This is a genomic window from Streptomyces sp. NPDC002643 (assembly GCF_053592555.1).
The window spans coordinates 175135-191018 of record NZ_JBSFVY010000012.1 but is presented as its reverse complement, the minus strand read 5'-3'; the positions used below and the strand labels follow the sequence as shown (position 1 = coordinate 191018).

10 protein-coding genes are annotated in these 15884 nt (G+C 72.1%); 5 read left to right on the top strand and 5 right to left on the bottom strand.

The window, feature by feature from the left end; translation table 11 throughout:
• Positions 1-19 precede the first annotated feature (19 nt).
• Positions 20-526 carry a GNAT family N-acetyltransferase gene (locus ACWD4G_RS20175; protein ID WP_451295190.1) on the bottom strand — a complete coding sequence of 169 codons (507 nt, stop codon included), beginning with the start codon at positions 524-526 and terminating at the stop codon, positions 20-22.
• 90 nt (positions 527-616) lie between these two features.
• Positions 617-1597 (bottom strand): CPBP family intramembrane glutamic endopeptidase, encoded by a 981-nt coding sequence (locus ACWD4G_RS20170; protein ID WP_451295188.1) that lies wholly within the window; start codon positions 1595-1597, stop codon positions 617-619.
• A 166-nt stretch (positions 1598-1763) separates the two neighbouring features.
• On the opposite strand from ACWD4G_RS20170, the gene ACWD4G_RS20165 reads away from it, so the two are divergent.
• Positions 1764-3806, top strand: a complete 2043-nt coding sequence (locus ACWD4G_RS20165) for a histidine kinase (RefSeq protein WP_451295186.1) — start codon at positions 1764-1766, stop codon at positions 3804-3806.
• A gap of 8 nt (positions 3807-3814) precedes the next feature.
• On the opposite strand, the gene ACWD4G_RS20160 is transcribed toward ACWD4G_RS20165, so the two are convergent.
• The 3 genes from ACWD4G_RS20160 to ACWD4G_RS20150 form a co-directional block, all read right to left on the bottom strand.
• Positions 3815-4324 carry an AAA family ATPase gene (locus ACWD4G_RS20160; RefSeq protein WP_451295376.1) on the bottom strand — a complete coding sequence of 170 codons (510 nt, stop codon included), beginning with the start codon at positions 4322-4324 and terminating at the stop codon, positions 3815-3817.
• Positions 4325-4555: 231 nt separating this feature from the next.
• On the bottom strand, positions 4556-4732 hold the full coding sequence (locus ACWD4G_RS20155; RefSeq protein WP_451295184.1) for a hypothetical protein: 177 nt from the start codon (positions 4730-4732) through the stop codon (positions 4556-4558).
• 68 nt (positions 4733-4800) lie between these two features.
• Positions 4801-5532: a polysaccharide deacetylase family protein gene (locus tag ACWD4G_RS20150; RefSeq protein WP_451295182.1), complete on the bottom strand. Its 732-nt coding sequence runs from the start codon at positions 5530-5532 to the stop codon at positions 4801-4803.
• 385 nt (positions 5533-5917) lie between these two features.
• On the opposite strand from ACWD4G_RS20150, the gene ACWD4G_RS20145 reads away from it, so the two are divergent.
• The 4 genes from ACWD4G_RS20145 (at position 5918) to ACWD4G_RS20130 (ending at position 15861) form a co-directional block, all read left to right on the top strand.
• On the top strand, positions 5918-11497 hold the full coding sequence (locus ACWD4G_RS20145; protein WP_451295180.1) for a glutamate synthase-related protein: 5580 nt from the start codon (positions 5918-5920) through the stop codon (positions 11495-11497).
• A gap of 5 nt (positions 11498-11502) precedes the next feature.
• Positions 11503-13329 carry a sulfite reductase subunit alpha gene (locus ACWD4G_RS20140; RefSeq protein ID WP_451295178.1) on the top strand — a complete coding sequence of 609 codons (1827 nt, stop codon included), beginning with the start codon at positions 11503-11505 and terminating at the stop codon, positions 13327-13329.
• A gap of 2 nt (positions 13330-13331) precedes the next feature.
• Entirely contained in the window at positions 13332-14330 is a 999-nt protein-coding gene (locus ACWD4G_RS20135; protein ID WP_451295176.1) for a hypothetical protein, read from the top strand.
• A gap of 118 nt (positions 14331-14448) precedes the next feature.
• A complete protein-coding gene (locus ACWD4G_RS20130) occupies positions 14449-15861 on the top strand; it encodes a hypothetical protein (protein ID WP_451295174.1) in 1413 nt (470 codons plus the stop codon).
• Positions 15862-15884 lie beyond the last annotated feature (23 nt).

The following is a 15884-nucleotide window of genomic DNA, read 5'->3' as shown; positions in this document are numbered from 1 at the left end:
GCCGGACGGCACCGTGGTGTCACAGTGGGCGGCGCATGCAGGCCCGTGGCCATCGGTCCAGGCCGTGTGCCGCCTCGCGTTCGCGGATCTTCCGTAGGCCGGGAGTGAGTTCGCTGTCGTCCATGAGCTGAAAGCCGCAGCGTGCGTAGTAGGGGGCGTTCCAGGGGACCTGGGTGAACGTGGTGAGGGTCAGGGCGGGTGCCCCCTCGTTCGTGGCCTCGGTCGCCAGATGGTCCAGCAGCGACCGGCCGACACCGCGACGTGCGCTGTCCGGGTGCACCGAGACCTGCTCGACGTGGAGGTTGCCGTCGACGCGGTCGGCGATCAGATAGGCGACCGGGCAGTCGGCGTCGTCGACCGCGGCCCAGGCCAGCCCCGAGTGGTGGTAGCGGGCGAGTTCGTCGAGTGGGAGCGGCTCGTCCTCGGCGATCTCCAGCATGCCGATATCTCGGAAGCACTGTCCGGCGGCCCTCTCGATGTCCTGGAGGACGGGGAGTTCGTCCAGGTGTACGGCTCGGATGCGCATGGACGTATTCTCTACGGCTTCTCTACGGCTCGCCGGAGGGCGCCACCGATTACCGGTTGCTCTCTACGGCTCGCCGGAGGGCGCCACCGATTACCGGTTGCCTCGCGGTCGGGTCAGCCACAGGACCGCTGCCGTGTAGAGGGCGATGCCCGTCAGGTCGATGGCCACCACCTGCCACGTCGCGTCCGCGGCGGTTTCGTCGGTCGCGAGGCCGTCGACGGCTGCGGCGGCCGAGGCGAAGGCGAGGAGGTTGCTCACGGCGTGCAGGCCGATGGCCGCCTCCAGGCCGCCGGTGCGTACGGTCAGCCAGCCCGCGACCAAGCCGAACACGACCAGGTCGGCGAAGCCCCACGGCGTGCCCCAGCCGTGGGCGGCGCCGAACAGGACCGCCTGCGGCAGCAGCGCCCACCAGGGGGAGCGGAGGAAGGCGCCGGCCGCCTGGGTGAGCCAGCCCCGGAAGAGGTACTCCTCGGCGGCGGCCTGCAGCGGTACCAGGACGACCAGCATGGCGAGGGCCGGGCCGAAGACCTCCCAGCCCGCCCACCGGGGCGGCGGGGTGCCATGGTCGGGCAGCAGGAGCACCGCGCCGATGGACGCGGCGAAGATCGGGAGGGCCACCAGCACGCACAAGGCCAGTCGGCGCCAGCGCAGTTGGCCCGTCACGGAGGAGACCGTCCCGGCCGGGCGGCGGCCGATCCAGCGCACCGCGAGCAGCACGACCGGTATGGCGAGCGCGAGCCCCACCAGATCGACGGCGGTACCCGAGACGGGACCGAACTCGACGGTCCCGTCGGCGGCTTCGTCGTAACCCTTCGCGGTTCCGAGGGCGGAGGTGAGGGCGTAGAACACCGTCGCCACGACGAGATACACCACGCCCACGAACAGGGTGCCCACCACCGGCCGCCACCACCGGTGACCGGCCGAGAAGAGGGCCATGCGGTGGTAGGGGAGGGGGGTGGGTGGCTCGGGGACGGGCTGAGGGTTCGGGGTGGCGGGCGGTCCGGGGAGGGGTGCGGGCACAGCAGCGGCGAGATGCGGGGCGGGCGCCGGGGCGGCGGGCGGATTGGTCATGGTGGCAAGCCTCGTCGGCGGTCGGTGGCTTCACATCGATCGCCGGTACGAAGGGTGTCTCTACCGGAAGTTGGAGAGGCCGTCGCACCGGGCATCGGGGCCGTCGCACCGGGGGCGGGGCCGGGGCCGTGCCGTTCGGGGCCGTACTCCCTAAGCTCGTGCGGCGATGGAGACAATACGTAACTGGCTGCTTCCCGCTCTGCTTGCGGTCGGGCAGGTCGGCTGGCTGTGGGGCGGCGCCCGGGCCGCCGACATAGAGGTGCCCGGTGCGGCGGCACTCGTCGTCGTCCTGGCCGCCGTGGTCGCCGAGACGGTCGCGCTGGGGCGGCGGAGGCAGTCGCCGGTGTGGGCGCTGGGCTGGTCGCTCGGGGCTCTGGCGGTGGGGCAACTGGCCTGGCCCGACGGGTACTTGGGGCCGGGGGCCGTGGTCGCGGTGTATTCGGTGGCCGTGCGACGCCCCGTATCCGTGACCGTACGCGCGGTCGCCGCGACCGTGGGTGTCGAGTGGCTCCTCTCCCTCGTACAGGTCGGGCCGCGTCCCGAACTCGCCGCCGAGTGGGCGCTCGGCGCGCTCGTGTACGTCGTCTGCGCGGGGCTCGGCGAGGGCCGGCGGCAGTGGCTCAAGGGGCGGTCGCTCGCGGCGCGTCGGCTGGCCGGGGCGGAGGAGACCCGGCGGCGGGCGGGCGCCACCGAACGGCGGCGGCTGGAACGCGAACTGCACGATGTCAGCGCCCACCATCTGACGTCCGTCGTCATCACCGCCGACGCCGCCCTCCGACTCGGCGGCAAACGGCCCGAGTTGACGGCCGAGGCGCTGACGTTCGCCGAACGCACCGGCACCGAGACCCTGACGGCCCTGCGACGGCTCGTCGGGCTGCTGCGCGACGCCGACCGTCCCGACCCCCGGCCGATGACCGCCCGTATCGAGGAACTCATCGCCGGATTCGGCCGGTTGGGGCGCCCCATCGAGGCCGAACTCCCCGACGACCTCGCCGGTCCTGCGGCCGAGGCGGTCCACGGGATCGTCCGCGAGGCCCTGACGAACGCCCTGCGCTACGCCCCGGGCTCCGCCGCGCGCGTGCGCGTCCGGCGAGAGGACGGCCTCCTGGAACTAGGCGTCGAGAACGCCGCCCCGCGCGGCTCGGCACCGAACGGCGCGGGCGGCCTCGGCTCGGGACGCGGCGTCCGGGGGATGAGGGAGCGGGCGGCGGCCGTGGGCGGGGAACTGACCGCCGGCCCCGCGCCCGACGGCGGCTGGCGGGTACGGGCCACGCTGCCCGATGTCACCGGGCCGTGGGCGCCGCCCGAGGGTGCGGACCGGCGCGGCGCCCTGCGGGAGCAGCGGCTCGCCGACCCGGCGCTGGCCTTCGCCGCGACGGCCCTGCCCCTGGTGTTCGCCCTGATCACGGTCGAGGAGTGGACGGGCGCGCGCCTGCGCGGCGCGGTCCCCGGCCTGCTCGTCGTGGCCGCCCTGCTGACCGTCCACGCCCTGCCGCTGCTGTGGCGGCGACGGGCCCCGTGGGCGGCGCTCATCGGTGTGCTGGCCACATCGTGGCTGTGGCCGGTGGCGGTCGTCGCGGGAGCGGTGCCGGGGCGGATGTCCGAGTTCTTCGCCGGTGGGGCGGTCGCGGAACCGCTGGCGGTGTACGCGATGGCGGTCTACGGCCGGGGCGCCGCCCGCACCTGGCCCGCGTGCTGCGCGGCCACGGTCTCGCTGTCCGGGGCGCTCGTCGCCACGGCGGGCGCGGACGGCGAGCTGCTGGGCGAGCGCTCGGCCTGGTTCTTCGCCGTGGTGATGTTCGTGCCCCTGGCCATGGCGCTGGCCATCGTGTTCGTCGGCCTGTGGTGCGCCGGGCTCGCCGTACGACGCCGACGGCTGAACATCCTGGCCCGCGACGACTACGCGCTGGCCGGAGCCCTGTGGCACGCGGAACAGGCCGCCGACGCCGAACGCCACCGCCTGGCGGCCAGGTTGCAGGACGCCGTACTGCACCGCACGAGGGCACTCGTCGAACGGGCCCGGCAGGGACGACTGGAGGAGGTCGCCACCGACGCCCGCTCGGCCCTGGCCGCCATGCGCGAACTCCTGCACGGTTTGGAGGAGTCGACACCCGACAAGGCCACCGAGGAGGAGAAGGGCAGCAAGGGAGCAGACCTGTCAGTCACGACGCCGGGCTCTCCAAGGAACGGAACGCCGTCGAGCGGATGATCAACAAGCTAGTCGGTACACGAGGGCCAGTGGTCCATCGCCCACTCCCGCCAGCCCGGCCAGCCCGTCGGTGGGGTGGGAAGCTCGTCGTCGTCCAGTTCGGCGGCGTCGGGCGTCTGGAACTGCTCCCGCCACCGGTCCACGTCGGCCTCGCTCATCGGAAACGTCTGATGCGGTGTCGTCGCCTGGCGGTGCGCGATGCGGGTGAGTTGGACGTCCTTGTCCACGGGCACGTAGACCACCTGGCATGCGGCTCCGGCCGAGCGTGCCAGCCAGCGCAGTGCCGACCGTTCGTCGCGGGCCCAGAGGCCGTAGTCGAGGACGACGCTGGTTCCCAGCCGTAGCGCCTGCAGGGCGAGCGAGATGAGCCGCCCTTCGAGCACCCACCGCTTGCCGTCGGCCATCGAATCGCCGAACAGCGGGATCATCCAGTGATCGGGGGTCAGCCGCAGCGCCCGGTGCGTTGCGGCGAGCTCTTCGGCCCGGGTGGTTTTCCCGGCTCCGGGGAGCCCGACCATCAGGAACAGGGTGGCGGCGCGCGGGTCCTGCGGGACGTCGGGCCCGGCCGCGTGCCCGGCTGGGAATGGGTGCTCGTACGGTGAATCGAAACGCTGCGGCTGGGACATGGCTCCCCTGATCAGGCAGGACGGCCCGGCAGCACAGCGATGAGCGGGTGACTGCCGGCAGGACACTGATCCGGCGGTACGTCTCGGCATTGCCCCCGGCAGGGGGCAGCGATGAGGCCGCGGTTACGGCAGCCTCGGGTACCGCCGCTGAGTGGCGGTACGCGTGGTCATGGCAGCGCAGCAGCACATGCCTTCACCGTAGCCGACGACGATGACGGCGTCGGCTACGGATACGGCATCGGCATCGGCATCGGCATCGGCATCGGCATCGGCATCGGCATCATGAGGGAAGCCCGTCACCGCTGTGGACGGTGCCCGCCGGCGTACGGCCGACGGCACCGTCGTCAACAACGCCGGGCGACGGCCGCTCACGGCCGATACGCCGCCCGGTTGTGGTAGTAGACCTTCCCCGCGGCCAGCTTCGTCGGGGCGAAGAGCTGGTCGACGGTGACGAAGTGGTAGCCCTTCGCCTTGAGGGCCTTGATGATGCCGGGGACGGCGTTGACCGTCGTCTTGTGGATGTCGTGCATGAGGACGACGTCACCCGGCCTGGTCTGGGTGTTGACGGTCCTGATGAGGCGGGCCGTGTCGCGGTACTTCCAGTCGAGGGTGTCGACGCTCCAGTGCACCAGCGGCCGCCCCGCCGCGCTGCGGACCGCCGCGTTGTGGGCGCCGTAGGGGGCGCGGACGGTGGTCGGCTTCTTGCCGGTCGCCTTCTTGATCGCCTCGTCCGTCCGCGAGAACTGCGACTTGATCTTCGCGCTGCTCAGCTTGGTCAGATCGGCGTGGTCCCAGCTGTGGTTGCCTATCTGGTGGCCGGCGGCCGCCGCGTTCTTCACCGTCGACGGGTAGCGCTGGACGTTCGTGCCGACGGCGTAGAACGTCACTCTGACGTTCTGCTCCTTCAGGATGCGCAGCAGCCGCTGGGTGTCGGCGACCGGCCCGTCGTCGAAGGTGAGGGCGACGCACTTCACCTTGCGGCAGTCGACGGCCTTGGGCGCGGCGGCGGCGGTGGTGGCGGTACCGATCAATGTGGTGCCGACCAGCGCGGTGCCGCACAGGGCGGCGACGGTGGCCGAGGGAACGAGGCGTCGTTGCATTCGATCCTCCAGGCAAGGCGAACTGCCCTTGTGGGCAATGGACTTGCCTGTAAGACGAACGTCGAGCGCGCTTGGATGCTCGGGCTTTCCGGCAATTCTGTACGTTTTTCCGGAAGATCCGATACCGCCTGAGCCGCCCCTAAGGTCGGGCGATCACCTATGGTCAGGCGATATGATGAACAGTGGTTGCGGTGAAAATTAGGTAAGCCTTACCATGCTCAATCGCACCACTCAGGGTCTGGACCGTGGGACCGGTCCACCCGCGCGGCGAGCGCTCCACCGACGCAGCCTGGCCGTCCTCCCCCAGTGCCTCAAGGCCGTGCCAGCGCCTTGAGGGCCTGGGAGGTACCCCCAAGCCGGAACACCCTGCTCATAGGACGCGCACTTGAACCGCTCCCCCCTCGGGCTGTACGACCCTGCCCTCGACCACAGCGACTGCGGTGTCGGTTTCATCACCCGTCTCGACGGAACGCCGAGCCACGACGTCATCCGCAAGGGCCATGAAGCGCTCTGCGCCATCCCGCACCGGGGCGGCGCGTCCGCCGAGGGCGTCGGTGACGGCGCCGGTGTCAGCGTCGACCTGTCGGTGGAGTTCTTCGGCGCGATCACCGGGGAGAGCCTTCGGGCCGGGCACTTCGGCGTCGCCAACTGTTTCGTGCCCACCGACGCCGGGCGCCGCGAGGACGCCATCGCCCTCGTCGGGCGCTCCCTCGCCGACCAGGGCTTCGAGACCCTGCTCGTCCGTGACGTCCCCGTCGACCACTCCGTCGCCCGCCCCGCCGCCGAGCAGTACCAACTCCCCATCGTGCAGTGGGTGTTCCGCGCCCCGGAGGGCTGGGAGCGCGCCGAGGTCGACTCCGCCGCCAACCGCGCCCTGCTCGCCGTCGAGGCCGTCGCCTACGCCGACACCGACACATACGCCGGGCTGTACCCGCTCTCCCTGAGCGCGCGCACCCAGGTGCTCAAGGGGCGGCTGAACTCCGGCGAGGTCATCGGATTCTTCCGCGACCTCACCGACCCCCGGCACTCGGTCCGCTCGCTCTACTTCCACACCCGGTTCTCCACCAACACCGAGCCGCACCCCACCATGGCCCAGCCCTTCCGGCTCATGGCCCACAACGGTGAGCTGAACACGGACAGGAAGAACCGGCTCAGCGACGAAGCCCTCGCGCGGGCGCGCACGCGCAGCATCGTGCGGCCGCCGGGGCAGTCCGACTCCAGCCGGCTCGACCAGACCCTCCAGAGCCGGGTCTTCGACGACGGCCTGGACATCGTCGAGGCCGTCGTCACCCTGATGCCGCCCGCCTGGGAGAACGACCGCACCCTCCCCGACCCCGTCCGCGACATGCTGGAGTACTTCTCCCTCTACGAGGAGAAGAACGACGGGCCCGCCGCCGTCATCTTCAGCGACGGTGACGTCGTCGGCGCCCGCCTCGACCGGCTCGGGCTGCGTCCGCTGCGTACCGTCGAGACCGCCGAGTATCTGATCGTGGCCTCGGAGGCCGGACAGGTCGCCTTCCCGGACGACGAGGTCGTGCACCGGGGCCGTATCGAGGCCGGCGGCATGCTCGTCGTCGATCACCGCAGCGGTCGTACGATGCGGACGCGGGACGTGCTCGACGCCCTCGCCGCGCGCCGGCCGTACAGCGAGCTGCTCGCCGCCGCGCGGATCAACCTCGACGATCTCCCCGCCCCCGACTACTACCGCGGCACCACGACCCTCGGCTACGACGGCGACCTCTCCCTCGCCGGGCGCTATGTGGCGTACTCGCTGAACCAGGAGAGCTTCCGGTTCATGCTGGACCCGATGCTCGCCAGCGGGTCCGAGCGGATCTCCGCGATGGGCTACGGCAACGCCATCAACGCGCTCAGCGACACCGAGGGCGGCATGGCGAAGTACTTCTCGCAGCGGTTCGCGCAGGTCACCAACCCTCCGCTGGACAGCATCCGCGAGGCCGACGGCATGAGCATGCGGGTCGCCCTCGGCCCCAAGCCCGACGGCACCCACGACACCAACGGCCGCCAGCTCGTCGTGTCCTCGCCCGTGCTCGGCCACCTCGACATGGTGCGGCTGCGGGACCAGCGGATCGTGCCGCTGGAACGGTTCGCCATGCTCTACGAGCCGGTCGCCGGGGACAGCGCCGCCAACGCCGACGCGCTGCGGGCCGCCGTCACGACGCTCTGCGACGACGTCGAGCGGTTCGCCGCCGAACGCGGCGGTATCGCACTCCTCACGGACCGGGCGGTCTCCTCCACCCGCGCCCCGCTGCCCGTGATCCTCGCCGTCGCCGCCGTCAACCAGCGGCTCATCGAGACCGGGCTGCGGCTGCGGGTCTCGCTGGTGGTGGAGAGCGGGCAGCTCGCCCACTCCCACCACGTCGCGACCGCCCTCGGCTTCGGCGCCTCCGCCGTCTACAGCCTCAGTGCCCGGCTGCGCGCCGAGGAGAAGTACCCGAGCGCGCCCGCCCCCGCCGGGGAGATCACCGAGACCGACCGGGCGCTGGCCAAGTTCCGCAAGGCCGCCGAGAAGGCCCTCGCCAAGACCATGGGCCGCGTCGGGCTGTGCACCGCCGAGAGCTACATCGGCGGCGAGTTCTTCGAACCGAACTACCTCGACACCCGCGACGACATCTTCGCGCGGGCCTTCCCGCACATGGACGCCCCGGTCGGCGGCGTCGGCTTCGCCCGGATCGCGCAGGCCGCGACGGACTGGCACGCGCGGGCCCGCACGGTCGAGACCGAGCAGCAGATTCCGCTGCTGGGGCTGTTCAAGGAGCGGTCGGACGGGGCCGGGCACTCGTTCGGTGTCACGGCCGTACGCGGCTTCGGCGGGATGACGGAGGAGAAGGCGGAGTTCGGCAAGGAGGGCGACTCCGACGCGCTGCGCCTGCTCACCCTCGGCCAGCTCGACGACGCCTTCGGCATCACCGACGCCGCCTACCGCAACACCGGCTACGACGCCCTCAGCGACGCCGAGATCGACGCGTTCCGGATCACTCCCGGGTACCGCGCCTTCCTGCGGACCACCCACGAGGAGCGGTCGCGCCGCCCCTCCGCGCTGCGGGACGTGCTGGCGCTGCCCGCCGATGTCACCGGGCTGCGCACGGCGGAGGACTTCGCCCGTGAGCTGGGGCGATTCTCGACGGACGGCAACACCAGCGTCACGGCCCGGGGCGTCGTCGTAACCGCCCTGGAGGAGGGCACGGTCCGCCTCCGCCTCACCTCGCCCGGCCACGACAGCACCGGCGGCCCCCGCCCCTACGACGGCCCCGACGCCGCCGACCGCCACACCGCCCTCGGCGACGGCCTCGCCCTCGCGCACCCCGGCGAGGTCGAGACGACCGAAGCGGGCCCCGACGGAGTGACCGTGACCGCCACCGGCACGGCAGCCCGTCTCCTCGCCCTCCTCTCCCGCGCCCCCGACAGCGTCCCGCTGGACGAGGTGCAGCCCGCGCACGAGATCACCCCGACCCTCGCCTCCGGCGCGATGAGCCACGGCGCGCTCGTCGCCACCGCGCACGAGGCCGTGGCGCACGGCACCAACATGGTCGGCGGGATGTCGAACAGCGGTGAGGGCGGCGAGCACCACACCCGGTACGGCACGATTCGCGGCTCCCGGATCAAGCAGTTCGCGTCGGGCCGGTTCGGGATCTGGGCGGGCTATCTCGCCGACCCGATGCTCCAGGAACTGGAGATCAAGATCGGGCAGGGCGCCAAGCCCGGCGAGGGCGGTCAGCTGCCCGCGCCCAAGGTGACCGTCGACATCGCCGCCGCGCGTGGCGGCACCCCCGGCATCGAGCTGATCTCCCCTCCCCCGCACCACGACACGTACTCCATCGAGGACCTCGCCCAGCTCATCCACGACTGCAAGGCCGCCCGCGTCCGGGTGATCGTCAAGCTGGTGTCCTCGGAGGGCATCGGCACCATCGCGGTCGGGGTCGCCAAGGCGGGCGCGGACGTCATCAACGTCGCCGGGAACACCGGCGGCACGGGCGCCGCCGCCGTCACCAGCCTCAAGTACGCGGGCCGCTCGGCGGAGATCGGTGTCGCCGAGGTGCACCAGGCCCTCGTCGCCAACGGGCTCCGCCAGAAGGTCGTGCTGCGCTGCTCCGGCGCCCACCAGACCGGCGGCGACGTCGTCACCTCGGCGCTGCTCGGCGCGGACAGCTTCGAGTTCGGTACGACGGCCCTGATGATGCTCGGCTGCGTCATGGCGAAGAACTGCAACGTGAAGTGCCCCGCCGGGCTCACCACCAACCCCGAGGTCTTCGAGGGCGACCCGCGCGCCCTCGCCCAGTACCTCCTCAACATCGCCCACGACGTACGGCAGATCCTCGCCCGCCTCGGCCTGCGCTCGCTGCGCGAGGCCCGGGGCCGTACGGATCTGCTGCAGCTCCTCGACCACCCGGCGGGCGTCGGCCGCCTCGACGTCCGCCGCCTCCTCGCGCACGTGCCCGAGAAGATCGTCGAGAACCCGCAGTACCTGGAGAAGGACTTCACCACCGACGACGCCCTGATCGAGCGGGTCCGCGCGGCACTGATCGACCGCCGCGAGCCGACCCTCCTCGTCGAGGGCATCCACCTCGGCAACAGCGACAAGTCGGTCGGCGGCCAGCTCGGCATCGACGTGGAACGCCTCCTCAACCACGAGATCGACTCCCTGGACGTTTCCGCCGTCCCCGCCGTCGTGGTGGACGACCGCGGCCGTCGCCGTCTCGCCGACGGCGCCGTCCGTATCCGCACCACCGGCTCGGCCGGACAGTCGTACGGCGTCTTCTGCAACGACGGCATCGCCCTCGAACACACCGGCACCGCCAACGACGGCGTCGGCAAGAGCCAGAGCGGCGGCCGGATCGTCGTCCGCGCCCCCGGCGGCGGCAGCGCCGAGCGCGGCGGGAACGTCCTCATCGGCAACTTCGCGCTGTTCGGCGCGACGGGCGGCCGTACGTTCGTGCAGGGCGAGGCCGGTGACCGGTTCGCCGTACGGAACTCCGGCGCCACGGCGGTCGTCGAGGGCGTCGGCGACTTCGGCTGCGAGTACATGACCGGCGGTACGGTCCTGAACCTGGGCGGCTTCGGCAAGGGCCTCGGCAACGGCATGAGCGGCGGTTTCCTCTACCAGTACGACCCCTCGGGCGAGCTGCCCGGCCGGGTCAGCGCCGACTCGCTCCTCGTCTTCCCGGTGACCGACACCGCGCACGGCGACTTCCACGAGGAGGCCGTACGACTGCTGCTGACCTGGCACGTCGAGGCCACCGGATCACCGCTCGCGGCCCGGCTGCTGGAGGACTGGGAGAGCGAGCGGGAGTACGTGTACTGCGGGATGCCCCGGGCGCTGCTGCTGTACCAGGACTCCACCGAGATCCTGGCCGCGGCCACCCGCTCCGAGCTGCTGGACGAGCTGGCGACCTCCCTCGCCTCCGACAAGCTGCGCGCGTTCAAGGTCGACTACCGCGACCGCCGTACCGTGCTCGGCGGCCGGGCCCCCGCCTTCGGCGACCAGGGCAGTGACGACATGTTCTCGCTGCTGTCGTCGTACACGGTCCTCGGCGCCGCCCAGGACCTCGCGCTCCAGCGGGTGCCGGGGGCGACCGGCCCGCATGACCCCCGGGTCGCCGAGGCCGTACGCCATCTGATCCTCACCGAGGACTTCTCCGTCAAGCAGCGCGTCGTGAAGTATCTGCGCGGCACGCTGGACCGCTTCGACGACGAGGAACTGGCGACGCTCATCGCGATCAAGCGCCTCGACGACTACAAGAGCGCGCTCCGCCAGCGCAACAACCTCAGCGTGGACGCCCCCGGCACCTACGGCTGGATACTCCACCAGACCATCAAGAACGCCGGCCGCGCCCGCGCCGCCCGCTTCGACGAACTGCTCGCCACGGCCGCGCTCGACGACCTCGCCGACATCGCGGCCCGCCACAGCCACATCCCGCAGACCCCCACCGAGGCGGTGACCAGGTGACCCTCATGCCCTCCACCGGCTCCCAGACCGGCGCCCTCACGACCCCCGCGCCCCTGAATGCGCCCCCGGCTCCCCCGACCGGGGCGCTCATCCCGGCGGACGCGCCGTTCTCCGCCCAGCAGGAGGCCTGGCTCGCCGGGTTCATCGCCGGGATCGCGGCGGCGGGGCGGCGGAGCGCGGCGGCGGGTGACGCGCCCGCCGCGACGATCGACGTCCTGTTCGGCACCCAGACCGGCAACTCCGAGTTCCTGGCCGGTGAACTCGTCGCCGGGGCCCGCGCCCACGGCCTCGGCGGCCGGGCCACCGCGCTGGACGCCGTCACCCCCGAGGCGCTGGCCGCGATGTCCCACGTCCTCGTCGTCACCTCGACGTACGGCGAGGGCGAGATGCCCGACAACGCCGGGCTCTTCTGGGAGGCGCTCCAGTCGGACACCGCCCCCCGCCTGGAGGGCCTGGCCTACGCGGTCCTCGGCCTCGGCGACCGCGGCTACGACGACTTCTGCCAGGCCGCGAAGCTCATCGACACCCGCCTGGAACAGCTGGGCGCGACCCGGCTGCACGACCGCGTGGACTGCGACGTCGACTTCGAGGAACCGGCGGCGGAGTGGTCGACGGCGGTCCTGGACCAGCTGGCCGCGGAGACGGGCGCGACGGCGGCGACGGCGGGCAGCACGGCCACCGGAACCAGCGCTACGGGCACGCCCTCCCGCACCCGCTCCCCCTGGAACAAGCGCAACCCCTACCCCTCCCCCCTCGTCGTGAACCGGCTCCTCTCCTCCCCGGGCAGCGCGAAGGAGATCCGGCACTACGAGTTCGCCCTCGGCGACAGCGGCATCACCTACGAGGCGGGCGACGCGCTGGCCGTCGTACCGGTGAACGACGACGCGCTCGTCGGCTCGCTGCTGGAGCATCTGGGCGCGAGCGGCGATGAGGAGATCGACGGCCGCCCCCTCGCCGAAGTGCTCCGCACCGAACGCGAGATCCGCACCCCGTCCAAGGACCTGATCGCCGACCTCGTGGAGCGCGCCCCGACGAGCGAACTGGCGTCGGTCGTCGCCCACGGCGACCGCTCCGACCTGGACTCCTGGCTGTGGGGCCGCGACGTACTGGACCTCCTGCGGGACGCCGGGACGGCCGCGCCCGGCCTCACCGACCTCCTCCCCTTCCTCCGCCCGCTCCAGGCCCGCCAGTACTCCATCTCCTCCAGCCCCCTCGCCCACCAGGACCGCATCCACCTCACCGTCGCGTCCGTCCGCTACGGCAGCGCCGACCTGCGGACGTACGAGGGCGTGGCATCGACGTACCTCGCGGACCGGGTCGCCGACAACGCACCGGTGGGCGTATACGTCCAGCCGAACGCGGCCTTCGGTGTCCCGGCGGACGACGACGCCCCGATGGTGATGATCGGCCCCGGCACGGGCATCGCCCCCTTCCGCGGCTTCCTCCACGAGCGGGCCGCGCGAGGCGCCACCGGCCGCAACTGGCTGTTCTTCGGCGACCAGCACCGCGCGACGGACTTCGTCTACGAGGACGAGCTGGCCGAGCTGCGCAAGAGCGGTGTCCTCACCGAACTCGACCTGGCCTTCTCCCGCGACCAGGCCGAGAAGATCTACGTCCAGACCCGGATGCGGGAGCGTTCGCGCGAGCTGTACGCGTGGCTGGAGGAGGGCGCCCACCTCTACGTCTGCGGCGACGCCTCCCGCATGGCGAAGGACGTCGAGACGGCCCTGCTGTCCGTCATCGCCGAACAGCGCGGACGCGGTGACGACGACGCGGCCGAGTACCTCGCGGACCTGCGCCGGACGAAGCGCTACGTACGGGACGTGTACTGAGCATGACGCCCCACGATCCTCGCGACGCCGACGCCGACGCCGACGCCGACGGCGGTTGCGCTTTCGAGGACTGCTGTGGGCGGCGGGGAGGGGGCAGGCGCAGCGCGCGGCTGATAGACGCGCGGATGCCGGAGCTGGCGCGCTGTCTGACCCTCTTCCAGTACGTCCAGGCGGTCACCGGAGGCCCGGTCGCGAGGATCGAACAGGTCGGCGGCTACGCGGTACCGACCCTGCGCGGCGAAGCGTTCACCGTCCACCCGGACTCGATCGCCCTGCGGCTCGACCCCACCGGCGTCACCTCGGCGGTACTCACCCGGGACGAGCCCACGGGCGCGGTCACGGTACGCCTGCTCCACGCGGACGGCCGTACGGCCCACCGGGGCCGACTGCTCTCCGAGGGCGACCGCGTGCTGGCCGGGCTGGTGGCCCCTGTTGGAGCAGGGGCGCTGGCGGGGGCGGGGACCGCGCTGCCGTACAGGGCGACCGAGGTACCGGCGTGGGAGGCGCCGACGTCGGAGGAGCCGGCGTGGGAGAACGGCGACCAGCTCGCCCACCTCGACGCGATCCTCACGGAGGGCAGGTCGCCCCGGCGCCGCAACGCGTTCGACGGCCACCGGGCCGGTGATCGCCCGATCGACATCGACGCCCTCCCCACCCTCCTCGACCACGTCCGCTCCGCCGAACTCCCCATCGGCGTCGCGGTGTTCGCCCCATCGGCGATGCAGGCGTGCACCGGCCGCGTACACGTCACGGACCGGACCGTCGACGGCCGGGTGTTCGCGGCGATCGGCCAGACCGCCTCGGTGGAGTTCGACCTCACCGGCATACGCTCCTGCCACCTCGTCCACTCCCCAGCCGCCCACGGCCCGACCGCGGCCCTCGAACTCGACGACGAGAACGGCCACTGCGTCGCGGTCATCACCCAACTCGGCATCGTCGGCGAGAGCGCGCACGAGGCGTGGGAAGACCTCATGGCATCACTGCCGGACGGGCGCCGCTAATTCCCAGCGGCCGTCAGCGACAACCCATACGATCCCCCTCGCCGCCCGCACACCAGTGCGCATCACGGTGCGCATGAGCCAATGTGCGGGGCATCCAAACGGGAGGGATCACTCGACCATGTCCACGTCCGTCTCCACACCCACGCCCACGCCCTTAAGCGCCAGATCGCGCGCCGTACTCGCCTCTCTGGGCACCCTCGCCCTGGCGCTCACCGCCGCGGCGCCCGCGAGCGCGGCCGACGGAACGCCCACCACTCCCACCCAACTCTTCAACGGCCACCGGCACTGCTCGACCGACGCGGAGCGGCCCTCGTACCGCTGGGCGGGCGAGGGGCTGGTCGTCGAGGGCATCCCGGGGACCACCGACGCCTCCGACACCTCGCTGCTCGGCATTGGCTACCAGGTGTGGCCGGTCGCCGACCCGGCGCAGATCACGACCGTCGGCCGCGACAACGTCAGGCCCGGCTACGAGGCCCCGGCCACGCTGCCGGCCGCCGCGCTCGCCGACGGACAGACCTACGCCTGGCAGGCGCGGACGGTGGCGGGTGACGCGGCCTCGGACTGGTCGGCCCCCTGCTACGTCACCATCGACAACACCCGCCCGGCGAAGGCGCCCACCATCACCTCGCCGAACTATCCGCAGGACGGCTGGGTGGAGGGCGGTGAGCCGGTGACGTTCGAGCTGAGCGCGAACGGTGCCGCCGACGTCGAGGGCTTCGAGTTCACCTGGCAGCAGGACTTCCCCGTCATCGGCACGAGCATCGGCGACTACGGCGTTCCGCAGCCCGTCGACCCGTACGACAGCACGCGCTACCGAAAGCGGGCCGACGCGCTCGGCGGTTCGGCCACGCTCAGCCTGATCCCGCCGACCGGCTCCGGTCCGATGACCCTGTGGGTGCGCGGCCTGGACCGGGCGTACAACACCTCGGCGATCACCAGTTACTCGTTCCGCGTCAGCTCCACGGCGCCCACGGTCACCCCGGCCGTCCCGTCGCCCGAGTTCGGCGAGCCGACCGAGTTCACACTGCGGCCCCACGCCGGGCTGCAGTCGAAGAGCCCCGTCGTCGGCTACTCCGTACGGACCGTCGGCGGCCAGAACGACCGGACCGTGGAGGTCGAGGCGGCGGCCGACGGCACGGCGGAGGTCGAACTCACGCTGGACGGCATCCACGGTGAGTCCGTGTATGTGACCAGCAGGAGCGCCAACGGCTGGGTCAGCGACGCGGGTTCCTGGTACATCGGCTACGACACCACCCCGACCGTCACCTCGGAGGTCTACCCGGAGAACGGTTCGGGCGGCGGCGCGGGCGTACCCGGCACCTTCGCGCTCACTCCGAAGGTGCAGAACGTCGTGAGCTACACCTACTCCTTCGACAGCGGCCCCGAGACCACGATCCCCGCGAACGCCGACCACGGGGCGAGCATCGACTGGACCCCGCCGACGGACGGCTTCCACTACCTCTCGGTCTACGCGACGACCGCCTCCGGCATCCAACTGGCGCCCTACGACTACTTCTTCGACGTCGGCTGACACCGGGGCGGCCGGCAGGGACT

Excerpts from the sequence above, each read along its gene's own strand:
- ACWD4G_RS20175 (WP_451295190.1), bottom strand. The coding sequence starts at position 526 with ATGCGCATCCGAGCCGTACACCTGGACGAACTCCCCGTCCTCCAGGAC.
- ACWD4G_RS20170 (WP_451295188.1), bottom strand. The coding sequence starts at position 1,597 with ATGACCAATCCGCCCGCCGCCCCGGCGCCCGCCCCGCATCTCGCCGCT.
- ACWD4G_RS20165 (WP_451295186.1), top strand. The coding sequence starts at position 1,764 with ATGGAGACAATACGTAACTGGCTGCTTCCCGCTCTGCTTGCGGTCGGG.
- ACWD4G_RS20160 (WP_451295376.1), bottom strand. The coding sequence starts at position 4,324 with ATGGTCGGGCTCCCCGGAGCCGGGAAAACCACCCGGGCCGAAGAGCTC.
- ACWD4G_RS20150 (WP_451295182.1), bottom strand. The coding sequence starts at position 5,532 with ATGCAACGACGCCTCGTTCCCTCGGCCACCGTCGCCGCCCTGTGCGGC.
- ACWD4G_RS20140 (WP_451295178.1), top strand. The coding sequence starts at position 11,503 with ATGCCCTCCACCGGCTCCCAGACCGGCGCCCTCACGACCCCCGCGCCC.
- ACWD4G_RS20135 (WP_451295176.1), top strand. The coding sequence starts at position 13,332 with ATGACGCCCCACGATCCTCGCGACGCCGACGCCGACGCCGACGCCGAC.
- ACWD4G_RS20130 (WP_451295174.1), top strand. The coding sequence starts at position 14,449 with ATGTCCACGTCCGTCTCCACACCCACGCCCACGCCCTTAAGCGCCAGA.